The sequence below is a fragment of the Streptoverticillium reticulum genome, assembly GCF_047456005.1.
Taxonomy (GTDB): Bacteria; Actinomycetota; Actinomycetes; order Streptomycetales; family Streptomycetaceae; genus Streptomyces; species Streptomyces reticulum.
The window spans coordinates 1,366,156-1,384,433 of the sequence record NZ_CP179755.1 but is presented as its reverse complement, the minus strand read 5'-3'; the positions used below and the strand labels follow the sequence as shown (position 1 = coordinate 1,384,433).

At 69.8% G+C, this 18,278-nt stretch carries 26 protein-coding genes and 1 pseudogene; 14 read left to right on the top strand and 13 right to left on the bottom strand.

The features are described 5' to 3' along the window. From ACMATS_RS06495 to ACMATS_RS06450, 10 genes and pseudogenes are all read right to left on the bottom strand, one after another. Complete coding sequence (locus tag ACMATS_RS06495; RefSeq protein ID WP_391149022.1) at positions 1–549, bottom strand: DUF1697 domain-containing protein; 549 nt, start codon at positions 547–549, stop codon at positions 1–3. A gap of 69 nt (positions 550–618) precedes the next feature. Then, positions 619–3,651, bottom strand: coding sequence for an alpha-mannosidase (locus ACMATS_RS06490; protein WP_414167254.1), 3,033 nt, complete (start codon positions 3,649–3,651; stop codon positions 619–621). 96 nt (positions 3,652–3,747) lie between these two features. Continuing rightward, complete coding sequence (locus tag ACMATS_RS06485; protein WP_414167253.1) at positions 3,748–4,992, bottom strand: glycoside hydrolase 5 family protein; 1,245 nt, start codon at positions 4,990–4,992, stop codon at positions 3,748–3,750. Between the two features lie 48 nt (positions 4,993–5,040). Continuing rightward, positions 5,041–5,895, bottom strand: coding sequence for a carbohydrate ABC transporter permease (locus ACMATS_RS06480; protein WP_414167252.1), 855 nt, complete (start codon positions 5,893–5,895; stop codon positions 5,041–5,043). After that, positions 5,892–6,794, bottom strand: a complete 903-nt coding sequence (locus ACMATS_RS06475) for a carbohydrate ABC transporter permease (RefSeq protein WP_414170664.1) — start codon at positions 6,792–6,794, stop codon at positions 5,892–5,894. The genes ACMATS_RS06480 and ACMATS_RS06475 overlap by 4 nt, the downstream gene beginning before the upstream one ends. Beyond that, positions 6,791–7,669 (bottom strand): annotated as a pseudogene (locus ACMATS_RS06470) (extracellular solute-binding protein); the annotation flags it as partial. The gene ACMATS_RS06475 and the pseudogene ACMATS_RS06470, both read right to left, overlap by 4 nt. Positions 7,670–7,821: 152 nt before the next feature. Continuing rightward, positions 7,822–9,111 (bottom strand): hypothetical protein, encoded by a 1,290-nt coding sequence (locus ACMATS_RS06465; RefSeq protein WP_414167251.1) that lies wholly within the window; start codon positions 9,109–9,111, stop codon positions 7,822–7,824. Positions 9,112–9,118: 7 nt separating this feature from the next. Further along, positions 9,119–9,733, bottom strand: coding sequence for a hypothetical protein (locus ACMATS_RS06460; RefSeq protein ID WP_414167250.1), 615 nt, complete (start codon positions 9,731–9,733; stop codon positions 9,119–9,121). A 439-nt stretch (positions 9,734–10,172) separates the two neighbouring features. Continuing rightward, positions 10,173–10,613, bottom strand: coding sequence for a hypothetical protein (locus tag ACMATS_RS06455; RefSeq protein WP_414167249.1), 441 nt, complete (start codon positions 10,611–10,613; stop codon positions 10,173–10,175). Positions 10,614–10,632: 19 nt separating this feature from the next. Further along, positions 10,633–11,034 carry a hypothetical protein gene (locus ACMATS_RS06450; RefSeq protein ID WP_414167248.1) on the bottom strand — a complete coding sequence of 134 codons (402 nt, stop codon included), beginning with the start codon at positions 11,032–11,034 and terminating at the stop codon, positions 10,633–10,635. 226 nt (positions 11,035–11,260) lie between these two features. Between ACMATS_RS06450 and ACMATS_RS06445 the strand changes: the two genes are divergently transcribed. Together ACMATS_RS06445 and ACMATS_RS06440 are read left to right on the top strand one after the other, a co-directional pair. Further along, complete coding sequence (locus ACMATS_RS06445; protein ID WP_414167247.1) at positions 11,261–11,677, top strand: hypothetical protein; 417 nt, start codon at positions 11,261–11,263, stop codon at positions 11,675–11,677. Between the two features lie 28 nt (positions 11,678–11,705). After that, complete coding sequence (locus ACMATS_RS06440) at positions 11,706–12,266, top strand: Rad52/Rad22 family DNA repair protein (protein ID WP_414167246.1); 561 nt, start codon at positions 11,706–11,708, stop codon at positions 12,264–12,266. 124 nt (positions 12,267–12,390) lie between these two features. Here ACMATS_RS06440 and ACMATS_RS06435 read toward each other — a convergent pair whose 3' ends face one another. Together ACMATS_RS06435 and ACMATS_RS06430 are read right to left on the bottom strand one after the other, a co-directional pair. Then, positions 12,391–12,639 carry a hypothetical protein gene (locus tag ACMATS_RS06435; protein WP_414167245.1) on the bottom strand — a complete coding sequence of 83 codons (249 nt, stop codon included), beginning with the start codon at positions 12,637–12,639 and terminating at the stop codon, positions 12,391–12,393. Continuing rightward, on the bottom strand, positions 12,636–12,923 hold the full coding sequence (locus ACMATS_RS06430) for a hypothetical protein (RefSeq protein WP_414167244.1): 288 nt from the start codon (positions 12,921–12,923) through the stop codon (positions 12,636–12,638). The genes ACMATS_RS06435 and ACMATS_RS06430 overlap by 4 nt, the downstream gene beginning before the upstream one ends. A gap of 148 nt (positions 12,924–13,071) precedes the next feature. Between ACMATS_RS06430 and ACMATS_RS06425 the strand changes: the two genes are divergently transcribed. The 12 genes from ACMATS_RS06425 (at position 13,072) to ACMATS_RS06370 (ending at position 17,729) form a co-directional block, all read left to right on the top strand. After that, complete coding sequence (locus ACMATS_RS06425) at positions 13,072–13,374, top strand: hypothetical protein (protein WP_414167243.1); 303 nt, start codon at positions 13,072–13,074, stop codon at positions 13,372–13,374. 13 nt (positions 13,375–13,387) lie between these two features. After that, complete coding sequence (locus ACMATS_RS06420) at positions 13,388–13,867, top strand: DUF2958 domain-containing protein (protein WP_414167242.1); 480 nt, start codon at positions 13,388–13,390, stop codon at positions 13,865–13,867. A gap of 161 nt (positions 13,868–14,028) precedes the next feature. Continuing rightward, positions 14,029–14,295 (top strand): hypothetical protein, encoded by a 267-nt coding sequence (locus ACMATS_RS06415; RefSeq protein ID WP_414167241.1) that lies wholly within the window; start codon positions 14,029–14,031, stop codon positions 14,293–14,295. Continuing rightward, positions 14,292–14,516: a hypothetical protein gene (locus ACMATS_RS06410; RefSeq protein WP_414167240.1), complete on the top strand. Its 225-nt coding sequence runs from the start codon at positions 14,292–14,294 to the stop codon at positions 14,514–14,516. Before ACMATS_RS06415 ends, ACMATS_RS06410 begins: the two co-directional genes overlap by 4 nt. A gap of 92 nt (positions 14,517–14,608) precedes the next feature. Beyond that, positions 14,609–14,989 (top strand): hypothetical protein, encoded by a 381-nt coding sequence (locus ACMATS_RS06405; RefSeq protein ID WP_414167239.1) that lies wholly within the window; start codon positions 14,609–14,611, stop codon positions 14,987–14,989. After that, positions 14,986–15,387, top strand: a complete 402-nt coding sequence (locus ACMATS_RS06400; protein ID WP_414167238.1) for a hypothetical protein — start codon at positions 14,986–14,988, stop codon at positions 15,385–15,387. Before ACMATS_RS06405 ends, ACMATS_RS06400 begins: the two co-directional genes overlap by 4 nt. After that, positions 15,384–15,674 (top strand): hypothetical protein, encoded by a 291-nt coding sequence (locus ACMATS_RS06395; protein WP_414167237.1) that lies wholly within the window; start codon positions 15,384–15,386, stop codon positions 15,672–15,674. The genes ACMATS_RS06400 and ACMATS_RS06395 overlap by 4 nt, the downstream gene beginning before the upstream one ends. Further along, the gene (locus ACMATS_RS06390; protein ID WP_414167236.1) at positions 15,674–15,874 is read left to right on the top strand and encodes a DUF4236 domain-containing protein; all 201 of its coding nucleotides are present in this window, start codon (positions 15,674–15,676) and stop codon (positions 15,872–15,874) included. Before ACMATS_RS06395 ends, ACMATS_RS06390 begins: the two co-directional genes overlap by 1 nt. After that, positions 15,871–16,110, top strand: coding sequence for a hypothetical protein (locus tag ACMATS_RS06385; protein ID WP_414167235.1), 240 nt, complete (start codon positions 15,871–15,873; stop codon positions 16,108–16,110). Before ACMATS_RS06390 ends, ACMATS_RS06385 begins: the two co-directional genes overlap by 4 nt. A 117-nt stretch (positions 16,111–16,227) precedes the next feature. Next, positions 16,228–16,710, top strand: coding sequence for a hypothetical protein (locus ACMATS_RS06380; RefSeq protein WP_414167234.1), 483 nt, complete (start codon positions 16,228–16,230; stop codon positions 16,708–16,710). Between the two features lie 83 nt (positions 16,711–16,793). After that, on the top strand, positions 16,794–17,369 hold the full coding sequence (locus tag ACMATS_RS06375; protein ID WP_414167233.1) for a hypothetical protein: 576 nt from the start codon (positions 16,794–16,796) through the stop codon (positions 17,367–17,369). Positions 17,370–17,372: 3 nt separating this feature from the next. Then, a complete protein-coding gene (locus ACMATS_RS06370; protein WP_414167232.1) occupies positions 17,373–17,729 on the top strand; it encodes a hypothetical protein in 357 nt (118 codons plus the stop codon). Here ACMATS_RS06370 and ACMATS_RS06365 read toward each other — a convergent pair. Further along, positions 17,726–18,268, bottom strand: a complete 543-nt coding sequence (locus tag ACMATS_RS06365) for a DUF6624 domain-containing protein (RefSeq protein WP_414167231.1) — start codon at positions 18,266–18,268, stop codon at positions 17,726–17,728. The genes ACMATS_RS06370 and ACMATS_RS06365 overlap by 4 nt on opposite strands. Positions 18,269–18,278 lie beyond the last annotated feature (10 nt).

Genomic DNA, 18,278 nt, shown 5'->3' with positions numbered 1-18,278 from the left:
CTAAGCGGTGGCATCCTCCGCCATGTCGGCGAGTCTGGTGACGGTGTTCCAGTTGCGCCCGGTGACGGTCGTGCCCAGGCGGCGCTCGGTGAGCTGCTTGGCCAGCTTCGAGTCCCGGATGCCGGCCGCGCAGTGCAGGTACACCGCGCGCTCGCCCAGGGCGAACCCCTCGGGTGCGTACGCCGCCGGGTCGAGGTCCGCCACGGTGGCCGGATCGGCCGGACCGGACAGGAAGAGCACCAGGAACCGCGCCGGATCGACCTCCTGCCCGGCGAACGGGTCGGCGTCGACGATGCGCCGGACCTCACCCGCTTCGCGCACCAGGCAGGCCACGGACAGCCCGAGCTCCCGGTCGATGGCCCGCTCCAGTCCGGCGGCCAGTTCCTCCTCCCCGGCATCAGGGTGGGTGAACACGGCATTGCCGCTGTTGAGGTGGGTGCGCACGGAGCCGCAGCCCATGCCGGTGAGCAGATCCCGCAGGGTCTGCATGGGGACGCGCTTCTTGCCGCCCACGTTGATGCCGCGCAGCAGCGCCACGAACGTTGTCACCCGGTCACCGTAATATGCCGAGCATCCCTTCCTCCTGGCGAGGTCCGACAGGACCCGCGCTGCCCCTGCTCAGGGGCGGTTCCTTTGCGCCAGCCGGAGAGTGACGACCTCGAACGGGCGCAGGGCGAGGCGGACGGTCCCGCCCGCCGCCTCGGCCGGTGCCGTCGGCCGCTCCAGCAGGTCGCAGTACGCCACCGTGCCCAGCGGGAAGTCCACGGCGAGGCGGGCCCGCGCCCGGCCGCCCAGCGACTCGTAGAGGCGGACGACGACGTCACCGCTCCCGTCGTCCGCCAGCTTCACCGCCGACACGGCCACCGCACTGTTGGCGTCCTCCTCCACCCGTACCAGCGGCGGCACGTCGTCCGTCCCCGGCACCCGGCGCTCGGGCAGATTGATCGCGTACCCCTCGCGCACCGCGTCCGCGACGGTCGCGCCCGGCACCAGCGCGTAGCGGAAGCGGTGCACCCCCTGGTCGGTGCGCGGGTCCGGGAAGCGCGGGGCGCGCAGCAGCGAGAGCCGCACCGTCGTGGTGGTCCCGCTGCCCGCTCCGCGCTCCGTGCGGCTCACGTCGTAGCCGTACGTCGAGTCGTTGACCAGTGCCACGCCCCAGCCCGGCTCCTCCAGGTGGACGAACCGGTGCGCGCAGGCCTCGAACTTGGCCGCGTCCCAGCTGGTGTTGGTGTGCGTAGGCCGGTACAGGTGGCCGAACTGGGTCTCGGCGGCGATCCGCTCGGCGTGCACGTCCAACGGGAAGGCGGCCTTGAGGAACTTCTCCGTCTCGTGCCAGTCGACCTCCGTCTCCACCTCCACGCGCCGAGCCCCGGCCGGCAGGCTGATCCGCTGCTCGACGCGGGAGTTCCCGAAGGCCCGGACGACGTGCACGCTCCCGTCGTCGGAGGCCCGCAGCGACTCGGTGTCCGTCAGGTCGGTCACCGTGTTCCGGTAGAAGTGGTCGATGTCCCAGGCGTCCCACATGTTCGGGAAGTCCTGGTGCAGTTGCAGCAGGTTGGCCGCCGCGCCCGGGGCGATCGCCTCCCGGTCCGCCGCCGGGTCGTACACCGAGACCACGAGCCCGCGCCCGTCGATCCCGACCCGCAGCAGGCCGTTGTCCAGCACGAAGCCGCCGCCCTCGCGCGGCCGCACGGCGGCCGGCACCGGGGCGGGCCTCTGGGGCACTGCGCCGAGCGCTGCGACGCCGCCGCGCGCGTGCGGTGCCGCGTTGAAGACGACAGCCTGGCCGGACGAGCCGTCACCGGCCAGTGCCGTCAGCGCGTCCGCGATCAGCGCTTCCAGCTCCCGCGCCACGGCGGCGTACGTCTCGGCGGCCTCCCGGTGCACCCACGCGATCGACGTGCCCGGCAGGATGTCGTGGAACTGGTGCAGCAGCACGGTCTTCCACAGCCGGTCCAACTGCTCGTACGGATACGGGAATCCGGTCCGCACCGCCGCCGTCGCCGCCCACAGCTCCGCCTCGCGCAGCAGGTGCTCCGAGCGCCGGTTGCCCTGCTTGGTGCGGGCCTGGCTGGTCAGCGTCGCCCGGTGCAGTTCCAGGTACAGCTCGCCCGCCCACACGGGCGCGTCCGCGTACTCCGCCTGCGCCTTCTCGAAGAACGCCGACGGTTTCTCGAAGCCGACCCGCGCCGAACCCTCCAGATCCGCCAGCCGCTTCGCCCGTGCCAGCATCTCCCGCGTCGTGCCGCCACCGCCGTCGCCCCAGCCGGTCGGCGCGAGCGAGCGCGTCGCGCCGCCCTTCTCCTGGAAGTTGCGCACGGCATGCGCCACCTCCCGGCCCGACAGCTGGGCGTTGTAGGTGTCGATCGGCGGGAAGTGGGTGAACACCCGGGTGCCGTCGATACCCTCCCACCAGAAGGTGTGGTGCGGGAACTTGTTGGTCCGGCTCCAGGAGATCTTCTGCGTCAGGAACCACTTCGACCCGGACAGCCGCACCAGCTGCGGCAGCGCGGCCGAGTAGCCGAACGAGTCCGGCAGCCACACCTCTTCCGTCTCGATCCCGAACTCCTCCAGGAAGAACCGCTTCCCGTGCACGAACTGCCGCGCCAGCGCCTCCGCCCCCGGCATGTTCGTGTCCGACTCCACCCACATGCCCCCGACCGGCACGAAGCGCCCCTCCGCGACGGCCTTCTTCACGCGCGCGTACACCTCGGGACGGTGCTCCTTGACCCAGGCGAACTGCTGCGCCTGCGACATCGCGTAGACGAACTCCGGCTCGTCCTCCAGCAGCGCCGTCATGTTCGCGGTCGTACGGGCCACCTTGCGCACCGTCTCGCGCAGCGGCCACAGCCACGCCGAGTCGATGTGGGCGTGCCCCACGGCACTGATGCGGTGCGCGGAAGCGTGCGCGGGGGAGGACAGCACACCGGCGAGCGCCTCGCGCGCCCGGGCCGCCGTGCCGCCGATGTCCTGGAGGTCGATCGCGTCCAGGGCGCGCTCGACGGCCCGCAGGATCTGCCAGCGGCGCGGCGTGTCCTCCGGCAGCTCGTGCATCAGCCCGTCCAGCACCTCCAGGTCCTGCACGAGCTCCCACACCGTGCGGTCGAGGACGGCCAGGTCCATCCGGGCCAGCCGGTAGCGGGGCGCGTCACCGGCGGTCTCGCGGTCGCCCAGCTCGGTGGGGGCGAAGGGGTGGTAGCCGAGGATCACGGGGTTGGACGAGGCCTCGACGTGCAGCAGCACCGGCTCGCCGCCGCGGGCCCGGTCGCTGATGCGCACCCACTGGTTGCGCGGGTTGAGACCTTTGACGGGGGAGCCGTCCGGCCGGTAGACGAGCCCCTCGCACTGGAAGCCCGGCATGTTGTCGTCGAAGCCCAGGTCGAGCAGGGCCTCCACCGTACGGCCCGCCCACTCCTGCGGCACGGCCCCCGACACCGTGAACCAGCTGGTGCCCCAGGGCGGCCCCCAGGCATCCCCCGCCGCGACCGGCGTGCGCGGGGCGGCAAGTCCCTCGGCGACGGGGACAGGCTCACCCGGGGCGTTCCACACGGATACGTCCAGCGGCACCGACTCGGGGTAGACGGCGGGGCGGATGCGTTCGTCCAGCACCCGCTTGAGGCGGGCTTCGGTGGTGCTGCGGTCGTTGTGCATCGAGTGTCCTTACCGATCGAGAGGTCGGCCAGTGATGTAGGCATGCCCACAGGTGCGGCGCACTATCAGCCCGTCCGGCGTTCGAGGGGGCACCCCTCACACATCCCCCACGGTCACCACCTCCTCGATCCCCCGCCCCGCGAGGTACCCCGCATCCCCCACCCGCTGCACCAACACCGAAGCCGGCCGCGAGCCCCGCGCAGCAAGCCGCATCCACGCCTCGAAATACGCCCCACCGGGCGCGCACTGCGCCCGCAACGGCGCCCCCTCCACGTCCCCCGCATCCAGCACCAGCCCGACCTGCCGCGGCGCAGCCGCACGGCGCGGTCGCGCCGCCCACCGCGCCACCACCTCCCCGGCCGGTTTGACCCGCCGGTCGTGGGTCAACAACCCCAACCCGTACTCCAGTTCGGGAAAGTCCGCCAGCCCCCGGTCCACGTCGTGCGAGCACCACCACGTGATGCCCCACAGATCCGGACAGTCCAGCGCAGCGGCCACGGTCGCGTCCGTGAACGCCGCAGCCCGCTCGGGCGGAACGTGCGGCGCAGGCGCGCCGACCTCCTGCAGCCACACCGGACGGTGCACGTCCTCGGCCCAGGCCTTCGACAGCTCGATCAGATAGGCCGCGTGCTGCTCCGTGGGCACACCATCGTGCCCGTGCCGCTGCGCCGTGCCGTCGAACACCCAGGAGTGCACGGCCGTCATGGCCCCGATCCGGGCCGAATGGGCAGGCGTGAAGGGGTGGTCGCCGTCGTACCAGGCGACGTCGTACGAGGCGTGCACGTGCGCCCGCTCGGGTGCACCCTTCTCGCACGCGTCCAGCATCCGCCGGAGCCAAGTCCCGGCCTGTTCGCGGTCGATCCGGTCGGGGTCCGGATGCGGCGCTCCGGCGAACTGGTTGACCTCGTTCCCGACCGTCATGCCGAGGAAGTGCGGCCGGCCGGACAACGCGGAGGCGAGCGCTGACAGGTAGGCGGCCTGTGCCTCGACGACGTCCGGGTCGGTGAAGATGTTCCGCCGGTGCCAGGTGGTGGTCCAGGACGGTACGAAGTCGAAGCTGGACAGGTGCCCCTGCAGCCCGTCCACGGCGACGTCCAGCCCCCGCTCCCCGGCCGCGTCCACGAGCTGCACCAGCTGCTCGATCGCGCGCGGCCGCACGAGGGTGCGGTTGGGCTGGAAGACGGGCCAGAGCGGGAAGACGCGGAGGTGGTCCAGGCCGAGGGCGGCCAGGGAGTCGAGATCGGCCCGTATCTCGTCGAGGTCGAAGTCCAGCCAGTGGTGGAACCACCCGTTGGTCGGCGTGTAATTGACGCCGAAGCGCGGAGCGGAAGAAGAAGACATGCAGTGACCTCTCCAGAAGAAGGATCAGCCTTCGGACCGGCCTTTGGATCAGCCCTTGACGGCGCCTTCGCCGACGCCGCGGAAGAAGTACCGCTGGAGACAGGCGAACATCGCCAGCAGCGGTGCGACCGCAATGACGGTTCCGGCGGCCACCAGCCGCGGGTTCTGCTGGAACGTGCCGTGCAAGAAGTTCAGTCCGACGGTCAGGGTGAAGCGGTCCGGGTCGGAGAGGACGACCAGTGGCCACAGGAAGTCGTCCCACGCCCCCATGAACGCGAAGATCGCGACGACGGCGAGCGTCCCGCGCACCGACGGCAGCGCGATCCGCACGAACCGCTGCCACACGTTCGCACCGTCGATGACGGCCGCCTCCTCGGTCTCGTACGGCAGGGCGGCGAACGCGTTGCGCATCAGCAGCACGTTCAGCGCCCCGACGGATCCGGGCAGCACGACGGCGGTCAGGGTGTTGTTGAGGTGCAGGCCCCGCACCATGGTGAACTGCGCGATGACGACGGACTCGACGGGCACCAGCAGCGCCATGACGAACGCGAGCCCCGCAACGCCGCGGCCCCGGAAGCGCAGCCGGGCGAGTGCGTAACCGGCCATGGAGGCGCCGACCAGGTTGGTCAGCACACTGGCGGCCGCCACCTTCAGGGAGTTCAGGGCGTAGTCCCAGACCGGGATGACGTCCGCGACCTCGGCATAGTTGTGCAGGGTCGGGTGCGCGGGCAGGAAGCGCGGGGGAGAGGTGTAGATGTCCTCGGTGGTGCCCTTGAGCGAGGTGGACAGCTGCCAGAGGAACGGGCCGACGGCGACTGCCAGCACGGCGAGCATGAGCACGTAGCGCAACGCCTTCTCCCAGCCGGGCATCCGGTGTGTCCGGACGGGCATCCGCTGCCTCATGCGCGCTCCTCCCTGCGGTCGGCGCGCAGCACCAGCAGCATCAGCACCAGCGTGACGGCGAAGACGACGAGCGAGAGCGCGGAGGAATAGCCGGTGCGGCCGTTGAGGCCGGTGCCGGTGCGCTGCACCAGCATCACGAGGGTGGTGTCCTGCCCGGCCGGACCGCCGGTCGGCCCGGCCATCAGGTAGACCTCCGAGAAGACCTTGAACGCCGCCACGGACGACAGCGCGCCGACCAGCACCATGGTCGAGCGGACGGCGGGAACGGTGATGCTGACGAACCGGCGCAGCGCCCCGGCCCCGTCGACGGCAGCCGCCTCGTGCAGTTCACGGGGGACGTTCGCGAGCGCGGCGAGATAGACGACCATGTAGTAGCCCAGGCCCTTCCACACCGTCAGTGCCATGGCGCTGAACAGCAACATCCATGAGCCGCCGAGGAAGTCGACCGGTCCCGCACCGGCCAGTTGCAGGAGGCCGTTGATCAGCCCGCGGTCGTCGAGCATCCACACCCAGATGAGGGCCACCACGACCACGGAGGCCACGACCGGTGTGTAGAAGGCGGAACGGAAGAAGGCGACGCCGGGGAGCTGCTTCTGCACCAGCAGCGCGAGCAGCAGCGGCAGCAGGACCGTGAACGGCACGACGAGCACGACGTACAGGGCGCTGTTGCGCAGGGCCACCCAGAACTGCTCGTCGTGGAGCATGTCCCGGAAGTTCTCCAGCCCGGTCCACCGGCCGGGTGCGAGGGTGCGCGCGTCGGTGAACGCCTTGCCGAGGGTGGTGAGGAAGGGATACAGGCTGAAGGCGGCGGCGACGGCGAGACCGGGCAGCAGGAAGAGCCAGGGGCTGACGGCCCGGTGGGTACGGACACGCCGTGGGGACGATGGCACGGCCGTCAGCCCTGCTTGAGGAGTTTGTTGCTCTGCGCCACGGCGTCGTCGAGCGCCTGCTGCGGGGATTTCTTTCCCTGGAGCGCCTTGGCGACCTCGTTCTTCAGGATCGTCTTCATCTCGTCGCTCATCACGACGGGCGTGTAATTCACCGCGCCCTTCAGCATCTTCGCCGAGGCCACCCGGACCCGCCCTTCGTCGGTGCCGTCGTCCCGCGTCCAGTACGGGTCCTCCAGCGACCCCTTCGTACTGGGGAAGACGGCCACCTTGTGGGCGAACTCCTCCTGGTTCTTCCGGTCGGTGACGAAGTGGGCGAAGGCGATGGCCGCCGCCTTGTGCTTGCTGTGCTGCCCGACCGCGAGGCCCATCACGTACATGTTGGGCTTTCCGGTGTTGTTGGGGGCATCGGTGATGCCCAGATTCCTGTAGAGGCTCGGGGCATTCTGCTTGAACGTGCCGAGGTCGTGGGCGCTTCCGGGATTGATGGCTACCTTCTGCTCCAGGAATTTCTGGCCCGCCCTTTCCGGAGTGCTGTTCAGCGCCTGCGGGTCGAGACCGCCGTTGCGGTACAGCTCCCGGTACCGGCTGAGGAGTTCGACGCCCTTCGGCTCGTTGTAGGTGAAGGCGGTGGCGTCGCTGTTGGTGAGCCGCACCCCGTAGCGGCCGAAGTCCTCGATGGTCGGGCTGCTCGCCAGCGTGGCGATCTTCCCGTCCGACTGGCGGGAGATCCGGGTGGCGCAGTCGAACAGGTCGGGATAGCTCTTCGGCGGCTTGTCGGGGTCCAGGCCGGCTCGGCTGAAGAGTTCCTTGTTGTAGAAGAGAGGACCGGTGTTGAGGTACCAGGGAAAGAGGTCGAGTCCTGGGTGTCCCCGCTGGTCAGCGGCATAACGCCTTTGATCATCGGGCACTTGTCGGGCACATGAGCGTCGTGGCGGATGTGAATGCGCACAATGACCTCCCTTAAGCCCGACGTTGAAAGAAACTCGCAACGATCGTATCCGGTTATGGGCAGTGCTCTGAACACGGCCCACGAATTTCATTCCGGCGGCATCAATAGTTCGCTCATTGCCTTCAGGCCGCGGCCTCCGTCGTCGGGAATGAATTTGGCGTAGTACCGGTAGATCGTCTCGACCGTGTCGCCCATCCACTTGGCCACGTTCGCCGGTGCCTCGAAGGCGGCGAGCTGCTGTGACGCCCAGGTGTCGCGCAGCACGTGGTAGGTGTTGCCGCCCTCGGGGTCGTGCCACGACTTCCTGGGGGTGCCATCGGCCTTGTAGAGGCGCTTGAGGACCCCGGCCTCCTCCAGGGCGGGCTTCCAGATCTCGGGGTTGTAGTAGTTGTGGATCAGCGCGTTGCGCTGGGTGGTGGTCACCAGCAGCCGCACCGTGATCAGCGGGCGTTCCTCCCACGGCATCAGCGGATCGGTGTTGTCCACCCACGGCAGCGTCACCTCAACTGGGGGGAAGCGCTTGCAGTATGCGTCGACAGCGTATTCGAGTTCCTCGGCGATGGGCAGACGGCGCTTCTTGTCGTTCTTGGGCAGCTTGAACCAGCGCCGGCCACCAAGGTTCTGGAGCTGGCGCACCACGTTGAGGTGCCCGTCGCCGGAGAAGTCATCGGGGCTGATCCCGAAGCACTCTCCCTGCCGTAAGGCCGCCCCGAGCCCCACATCCTCGGTGATCTGGTACCGGTCGGGGAGCGCTTGGCGCACCGCGTGGATGCGCTCGCGCCCCCAGACATGCCGCTCGGTCTCCGGGCGCCGGGGAGGGCGGGCCGAGCGCAGCCCCCGGCAGGGGTTCTGCGTGATCCGCTTCGCCTCGAACGCAGCCTGAAGGATCTTCGAGAGCGTCTGCCACGCGGTGCGGACCAGGCCCTGCTCGACCCGGCCGCGCAGCTGCGTTGTCCACATGTTCAGCTGCTCCGGGCCTATGTCGGCCAAGGGCAGCTCGCCGATCGGGAAGCACAGGATGCACGAGGTGGTGCGCTGCTCGAACTTCTCCTTCTGCCCCGGCGGAAGGGGATGGGTGGGCCAGAACACGTCCCAGAAGTAGCGTTCGAGCGTGATCTGGCCGAGGAGTTCTTGCCGGTACTCACCGGACTTGACCTTCCCGCTCAGCTTCTCGGCACGGTCCTGGGCGTCGTCGTAGGACTCGTAGTTCTCCTTCGGTAGCCGGCCGCCTTGATCGTCCAGGCCGCGTACCTGCCAACGGGCGCCCTTCCCATGGACCTTGGACTTGTACTGATTGCGGGAGTCGTGCTGCCTGCACCGTTCGGACGGTTCACCGGTCCGTTTGTGCCACAGGTCTTCAACCCATGCTTTGGCCACTGCCGCTTCACCTCTTGCTGCTCGGGCGCTTCAGCCGCCGTGTCGCATGCGGAGCTTGGGCGCTTTCATCCGTGATGGCATCAGGAGCGGACGCTTCGCCCGTGGCGAGTTCGGCGAGGTAGGCGATCACCGCCGATTCCGGGTACAGCACCCCCGACCCAGCGCGGCCCCGCCGCACCCATCCGTAGGGGGGCTGACCCTTGTGGCGACGGTTGGCCAGGGCCGCGACGCTGATGCGCAGCAGCGAGGCGACTTCTTTGGGCAGCAGCATCCGCTCGTCCCTCTCAACCGCAGGCGGCCCGTACGGGACGCTGCATCGTGGAGAGGGAACGATCTTGCTGGTGAAAGTACCACCGGGGCGGGCGGGTTGTGGCAAGCTGCGGCAGATCAACCCGCGCCTGCGGGCCTCGGCGATCCACCGCCTGGCCTCGACGGAGGTCGTCTGCCAGCGCTGGGCGACGAAGCGGTTTTCTTCCAGGCCGTGCCACCGGGCGAACGCGACGAGAGCAGCGACCTGTTGCAGGTGCCCGGCGGTCCCCGTATCCAGGGTTCCCGGGGCGATGAGGTGAGCGGCGGCGGTCAGCATGTGAGTCAGGGCCAGAGCGAAGAGCTGCTCGTGCACGGGGTCCTCGCCTTCACGCTCTCGGGGGTCGGCCCCCAAGAAGACGGAGGTTCGCTCGTACCCGGATAGACAGGTGCGTTTCTCTGCACTTCCGGCTTGTACGGCGAAAGGATCTTTTCCTGCACTTGCCAACGATTGGGGATGCTTTTGCGAAACGCCAAGTCGCCCTTTAAACATGGACGGTTGTGCATGCCCGGCGCATGGGGCGTATCGCGCTCCCGGGGCGCGTACATGTCATGTGCTGGCTGCGCATGTATCCGGCATGAGACACCGGCCTACGCTTGGCAGTTGAGGGGGCTGGGGTCAGCGGGACCAAGGGGAAGCGCCCAGCCCCCGGTGATGGTCCGCGGGGGCGGGCGCCTTGTGGTCGTAGCTCAGTGCGCGGCTTCGCGCTCGGGGTGTTCGCCTGACGTACCGGACGGGTGGTCCGCGCAGTGGCTCAGGATGCGGCGGGCTCGTCGCCGAGGGCTTTAAGGGCGTTGCCGAGTTGCGGCAGGTCGAGGTACCGGATCTCACTGTCGAGCAGCGCGCGCTCGTTCTCCGCGTGGACAACCCACGGTCCCTTGATGGTGAGGGTTTCGCCGTCGCGGCTGACCGACCAGTCATGGCTCGGGGCTTCACCCTGCCCGTCCGGCGGGAGGGTCCAGGTGGTGTCCGTCGGGTCGCCGCCGGCCCACTCCCGCCGCTTCCAGGCGGGGTGGCTGGCGACCTGGGCGAAGGATGCGATGAGGGCGGGCGCATCGGACGCAGGCACGGTGGCCGTGTGCCGGTCGGGGGAGGCGCAGCCCTTGGCGTCGGTCCGGGTGAGGTAGAAGGACTCCGACCGGATCTCGATCCGGTACGGACCCATTGCCTTGGTGGGCTGCTGGATGGCGCCCATGGCGATCTCCGTTCGTTGGTCAGTCGGCCCGGCGAGGCGCGGGCTGCGCGCTGGCGGCGGCGAGGGTGATCTCGCCGCTGGCGAGGGCCTGGCCGAGGGCTTCGACGAGGGCGCTCATGGACCGGTAGCGGGCATGCTTGCCGGGCTTGGTCCGCCCGGTGTTCGGGTCGACGACCAGGCCCGCCTTGGCGACGGCGGAGTCCCAGACGGTGTCGGGGATGTGCATGCCGCGGCCGGAGCGCTGCTGGCCGCTGCCACGCTCGGTGTAGGCGGCAGGCTCGGCCGGCGGAGGGATGTGGCCTTGGGCGTACGCGCCCAGGAGGGCGGTGGTGGCCTGGGAGACGGAGATGTGGCCGGCCTCGGCTGCGTCGGCGATGGCGTCCCAGGCGGCGACGGTCAGGGAGAGGGTGCGTTTGGCCACAGAGGCGTCTTTCGATCGAGGGTGGTGTTGATCGGTGGGAATCATACGACGCCTTGGCGTGTGGTGTGCGGAGGGTCACGCCGGCCAGAGCTGAACAATGCGACATTGCGTCGTAATATTGAGGGTGTCGGAAACGACAAAGGGCCGACCCCGTACGGCCTGAGAAACCCGGGGTCGGCCCACCACCAGCGCACGCGTCAACGTCATCACCAATGGAGCCCCCAGTATGGCACCCGCCGGCCTGCCCGCCCTTACCGCCGCCCTCCCCACCAGGACCGCCGAGCCCGCGGTCATCGACGTGACCATGCCCGCCGTCGTCCTGAACCACCTGCGAGCCCTCGCGGCCACCGACGCCCGCGCCCCGCACGCCGCCCTCGCCACCACCCGCCGCCTGACCGGACCGGGCGTGTGGGGCAAGCCGACCGGCAAGGCCGAGCTGCACGCTGACATAGAGGCCCTGGACTGGATGGCGAACGAGCTCGCCATGACCACGTGGACGTTCGTGGAAAACCGCACGGCCGCCACCCAGCGCCACGGCTTCACGATCTACGACGTCGACCACGCCCGCGAAGCCGTGCACTGGGCGCGCATCGAACTCCTCGAAGACCTCGCCGGTGAAGAAGCCCTCCCGGCCGCTGCCTGATACCCACAAGACCACCAGGAGCACCACCGTGAGCACCACCGAGACGGACGAGCCGCACGTCTGCCGCCTGACCGACCTCCAGGTCAGGCTGCTGCTCAAACCATTGGACCCCGCCCGCGTACAGCGCGATGACAAGGGCTTCGACCACGTCGAGCAATGGGACGTCAGAAGATGGCTCAACCGCGTCTTCTCCGTCGGCGGATGGTCGGTCGAGACCATCTCGTGCGACCTCGTCGCCCAGAACAAGACGACCACCAAGGCCGGCCGCGACGCCCACGCCGTGATCTACCGGGCCATGGTCCGCCTGCGGATACGCGCCGTCTGCGGCCACGAAATCGCCGTCTTCGAAGACGGCGCGGTCGGCGAGAACATCATGCCTTCCCTCGGCGACGCGCACGACAAGGCCATGAAGTCCGCGATCTCCGGCGCGCTCAAAAGGTGCGCGGTCAACCTCGGCGACGGCTTCGGGCTTTCGCTCTACTCGAAGGCCCGACCCGGGCTCGCGGTGGTGGGGAACTTCGCCCCTTACTGGCAGCGGCCCCAGCTCGAAGAGGCGGTCGACCAGGCAGAGCAGGCACAGGCCGCCTGAGACAAAGACGGTCCGGCCCGGACGGTGGGAACGCCGGGCCGGACCGCGTGCCGGGGGAGCGCCCGGCACCTGGGACGGAGAGGAGCCTCCGCCTCCAGTACTGCCCACCGGGAGGGGCGGGCATTCAGGGGGCGGGGATGACCCGCAGCACCGTGATGGTGACGACGCTCGGGCTCACCTCGTACCGGATGAACGCCACTTTCCCGACCGCCGCGTCCCGCCGGTCCCGGCTGCCGCGCACCGCAGACGAACCGCACCCGTAGGGATCGAGGGCGATCCGGGTCATGCCGTCGTCGAACTCCTTGCGGCGTTGCGCCGGGATGGCGCCGCGGCCGGCAGCGGCCTCGTTGGCGTAGGCGACGCGGTAGGTCATCCGGCGCTCCGGTAGGCGTCGGTGATCTCGTCGGCGAAGACCACGCCGGAGAAGTCGCCGACCGCCACCTGCTGGAGGAGGGCTTCCTCGGCGGCGTCGTGCTCGGTGGGGATGTTCATCGCCCAGCGGGCAAGGAGGGCGGGGAGCTCGTCGGCCGCGGCGCTCTCGGCTTCCGCGGTGAACTGGTCGCGGTCTGCTTCGGGCAGGGCCTGGCGGATGCCGAGGATCGTGGCCGGTACCTCGACGGGACCGCCTGTCATGTGGACGGTGAAGGTCTTCGGCACAGCGGGGCTCCTTCGTCGGTCGGGGCTCTCATGATGCCAGCGGGCGGGCGTGATGGGGGGCTCTTCACCCCCGATTTGAATAATACGACGTTGTGTCTTATGTTTGAGGTGTTGGCAGGACGAACCACCACAAACAAGGAAGAAACCGATGAGCGCCCACCCCGACAACTACGGCACCGACGGCCTGATCCGCCCCGAGGTCTTCGACGTGACCTTCGAGAAGGCCGGCAAGGGCCGCTGGTGCGTAGTCCGGGGCCTCGGCAACGCCCTCGGCTACACCAAGCGGATCGCCGGAACGTCGCTGTGGACGATCGAGGACCGCGACGGCCGCGAGCTCACGCCCGGTACCGGCTGGCGGCTCCGCTGGGTCGCCGCCTGCGAACTGGCCGAGCGCATCCCCCTGAGCTCCGACGCCGACGCCGAGGACTTCCGCGTCACCCCCGCCGCCTGACCCCCACCTGCCGATGACCACAGAAAGCTTCGACAAGATGCACGCCGCCGCCGCTCACACCGACAACAAGACCCCCACCAACCTCCGCTTCAACAAGATGCCGGAGCTCTACCGCCGCCGCCGCGGCCACCGCTTCTACCCCACCGACGCCGAACTGCGCCGAATGCCGAAGATCTACGCCCAGGACGACAAAGGCGACAACGCGGTGGTGCACGCGCACTACTTCAACTCGGGCAGCGACTGGTTCATCACCGAGATCGACCCGGCCTCCGGCGAAGCCTTCGGCTGGGCGATCGTGGGCGGCTACATCTTCGGCGCCGAGCTGGGGTACACCGACCTGGTGGCGCTGGAGTCGGCATCTGGCCGGTGGGGGCGCCTGGTTGAGCGCGACTGCTACTGGACGAAGAAGACCCTCGGCGAAGTCAAGGCCGAGCAGCACCAGCGCTACGGCCTTGCCTACGAAGCGGATGACGAAGACGGCCTGGCCGCGTAACAGTCTCCGGGGGCGGCGGTTTTCGAGCTGGCTGCTTGAGCCGCCCCCGGCCCCCTCCTCGTGCGGGGCGGGCCTATGCCACCACCCACGCCGCCCGGCGTGGCCCGCCTGGCTGCCCGCCCCGCACCTCCACCCCCCTTGCCCAGAAGGAAGAACCACCGGTGCTCACCGTTCCCCGCAACGCCACCACGAAGATCAAGCAGATACGCGAGCGGTACACCGCAGCCACCATGCGCAGCGGCCACAACGACTTCGAGTCCTTCCCCGTCCCCGCTGACAACGCCTGGGACAGCCTGTACGCCAACCCCAGGGCCCGCCTGGTCCAGTGGGGCGACCACTACCGCATCACCATCCACGGCGCGCACTGGTACGAGCTGCGCAAGCCGACGGCGGCCGAGACCCTGAACGAGAAGACGGAGAACCAGTGAACGACCCGCGCCCCCTCCAGACCTGGTCCGTGATCGGAATCCGCTACCTCGGCGGCGAAGTCGAAGTCGACGCCGTCCTCCCCGGCTCCCCGGCCGTCTCCTGGCTCGGTGAGGACTGCTGGGTCCGCATCGTCGAGGCGCCCAGCTACCAGGACGCCGCCAAGGTCGCCAAGACCACCGAGTACGACGCATGGCTGAAGAGCACTGGCCAACTCGGCTGACGCCCGTCGTCGTGGTGCCGGGCCCCACACCGGCACCCCACCTGACCCCACGACTTGATCCCGGGAGCCCCCCACATGAACCGCTCTTGCCCGTGCGCCTGCTCCTCCGGTGGATGGTGCGGCGGCTGCGGCCACGCCGGATGCGCAGGCCGCCGATGACCGCCCACCTGGTCTTCACCGACCACGAGCCCGGCACCCACGGCCGTTTCCGCTCCGCCTCCGCGCGCGGCCGGCACGGCACCTACTACGTCATCGAGGACAACTTCACCTGGACGCTCATGCTGCTCCGCCACGGCAGCAACCGCGCCCTGACCACCGTCGGGTTCCGGGCGGTCGGCGAGGAGGCAGCCCGCCGCATCGAGCAGGCCGAGGACCCGTCGAACGCCACGGTCTACCACCTCGCCGCCCAGACCTACCGCGAGCACCAGACCCGACAACTCCGCGAGCGCTTCACCAAGGACACGACCCGATGACCCTGACCACCGCCGCTCTGCGCTACACCGTCGCCGCCGAGGAATATGCCGAGGCCGCCAAGGCGCAGGCGGCCAGTGGCGAGAAGCTGGTCGCCGCCGCTCTCGACCTGACCGCCCGCCTGATCCTCGACCGCTTCTCCTGCGCGATGCTCGTCGAGTTCGTTGAAGGCGAAGGTGCGCACGGCATTACCCCCGTCGCCTACTACGGCCGGGACGGCGCCCGGTACGAGTTCGACGAGGAGTCGTCGTTCGCCGAAGAGCTGCTGGAGGTCGCCGACCACCTCACCGAGTCCTTCGCCTACGTGTGGCGTCTGCGCATGCACCACCTGCGCGCCGCGGACGCGAACCCGTACGACGCCCGCCGCTACTACCTGACCCTCGCGGAGAACAGCCGATGACCACTACCAACGCGCAGCTCGCCGACCCCGCCTACTGGGAGGGGAAGGCAGCCACCGCCCGCGCGGCCGCCGAGGGCCTGGACGCCTTCGCCATCATGGTCGAAGCGTCCCCCGAGCTCGCCGCCGCGCTGAAGGCCGCCGCCCACTACATCGACGACCGCGACCTTCCCACCTACGCCCCGCACGAGATACGGAACCTGGCCGCCGACGCCCGCAGCGACGCCCGCCTCTGGCAGCGCTGCGCAGACCGGACCCGCGCCGGACAGCCGGTCTGGAAGGCCATCTGATGCCGCTGCTGTTCCGGAAGTCGTTCACGTTGGTCCCCGGGCTGCTGCGCCTCAACGTCAACCGTAAGTCCGTGAGCGTGTCGGTTGGCCCGCGTGGGCTGGCCCGTACATACAGCTCCACCGGGCGCCGGACCACCAGCGTGGATCTGCCCGGCCCGTTCTCCTGGCGCACCACCAGCCACCGCAGGCGCCGCCGATGACCCGCCGCACCGCCCGACGGCCCGTCTCTGTGCACCAGCTCCCCGCCATCATGCGCACGGCCGCGAAGACCGCGACCGCGAAGGGGTGGGTGATCTACCGTACGAGGAGCGGACACCTGGCCTGGACACCGCCCGTGGGACAAGGACGCACGATCTTCTGCCCGTCCACGCCGTCGTGCTCGCGGTCGTGGGCCAACGTCCGCGGCCAACTCCGCCGCGCCGACCTCCCCGTCTGAGCGCACCCAGAGACTGCCGGGGCGGGCTACCAGCCCTTAGCCGATGCTGGCCCGCCCCGGCCCCCCAACCACCGGAAGCCCCCGGTGATGTCAGACCCCACAGGGACAATTCGCACTATGACGACCGGCCACGAAGACGACTACATCCGGCAGCTCGCCGCTGAACTCGCAACCGCCCTCGCCACCCCGCCGGCCGACACCATGACCCCGGCCGAACGGCTCTTCCACCGTCTCCTCGAAGAACGCCGCGTCGCCCGCAAGAACTACCACCAGGCATGCGAAGACGTCGCCCGCCACCACACTGGTGCCCCCGGCATCACCACGGGCACCGACGCCGCCCTCCTGGAACGCGCCCTGATCGCCCACCGCACCTACGACGCGCACTCGCGTATCGAGGGCCTGGCCCGCGCCCTGGTCGCCCAGTACGAGCTGTCGAACGGTGGCCGCGATTCCCTGTTCGCCCAGGCGCATCTGACGGCCGCCCGGAGCATCCACGCCCACCTCGCGGCCGAGACCGGTGTACAGGGTGCCGCCTGCGCCCCGGTGGTCGCCGATCTCGGCGCGCTGCTGGCCGAACACGACCAAGACGCATTCGGGTAAGCCGCGGGCCCCGGACGCACGCCCATCGCCATCCCGGGGCCCGCTGGCTCACCAACCGCCCTAACAATCCCAGGAGAACCCCTGTGACGGCCGCCCGCGCCAACCGACCCGCCGACGGCGCACCCGTGCGCTTCACCCCCCGGCAGCTCGCCGCCGCGAAGGCCGCCCGCGCCTACGTGGCAACCGTCGCCTGGCAGTGCGGCGCCGACCCTGCGGTGGTGCAGGAGAACGCCTTCGCCGAGGCCATCGAGTGGCTGTCCCTCCTTATCGGGGGACACGTCTCCCTGGCGGCCGGGGACGGGCTGTTGGAGATAGCGGTGACCGCTGTCGACCCGCGCATCATGGCGTCGGCCGAGATCGTCCTCGGTCCCGGCGGGTGGGAGGTCCAGGAGCACACTGACACCGTGGTCGTGCTCGCGGAGATCGTGGCCGCCGGCCTGGTCGCGGGCGGCCCCGGCAGCATCATCACCCGGCACCGCATCACCGACGGCCGTCAGACCGTACGGGGCTGGAGGCTCACCGCCGACGGGCCCGTACCGCTGCCGGAGGGCGAGGTGTTCAACGCCTGCTGCACTGACGTCCTGACCGGCGAGCCCGTCCCGCCGGAGCCGGGCGTGTCCTACGAGGCCGGGTTCGTCGTCGTCCTGCGCGAGGACTGAGCGTTGAAGGGCCACCAACTTCGACGCCGCCCGGAAGGCCGATACCAGTGCACCCGCTGCCGCGCCGCCTGGCACACCCGCGGCGACGCCGCAGCCTCCGTTCAAGCCTGCTGGGGGTGGCCCCTGCCTCACGGCCACCCGTACCGCCGCGAGCACATCGTCTACCCCGCCTGGTCGAAACTGCGCACCTGCACCGCCTGGGGATGCGAAGAGCCCGACCCCGCGCACTGGCACGGCCCGGACAAGTGGTGCGACGACTCCTCCTGCTTCTGCATGCGGCACACCTGCGACTGCCAGGTCTGCAAGGGCACGATCTGCGCGCCGGGTCTCTACGTCCTCCTCGACCCCCACGAGCTCTAAGGCGTGTCCGCCGGCGGGTAGCCGTACCTCGCTCGGATCTCGGCGTCGTACTGCGCGTGCGGCCCCAGGCCCACCACTGCGCGGCGCTCATCCAACCGGTCGGGGTCGACGGCCGGCCGGGGCCCGAAGTGGCCCTTGTTGTCTTCGAAGTACTGCGTTCCGTACGTCTGCTGTCGCTGTTGGGCGACCTGGCAACGATCGGTCAGGTAGGCGAAGTGCCGCGGCAACGCCTCGCCGGCTTCCACGGCTGCGGTCAGGAGCTGGAGCCCGTGCAGCTGGAATTCCAGGTCCCGGTCGGCGTGCTGGATCATCAGCCACGCCGCATGTGCGGCCTCCTCTCCGACGAGGGTGTGTCCGGGCCAGCCGTGTTCGGCCACCACGGTCTTGAGCCACGTAGTGTTGTCTGCGTCGACCGCGCGCATCGCCTCCCAGTCCGCCTCGACATCGTCCTCACCCTCGCGGACGCCCCGGGCATGCTGGTCGATGGCCATGCGCCGCAAGAGCTCGGCGGCCAGCTCGGGGTTGAGCGGATTCGTCATCGTGCCCCCT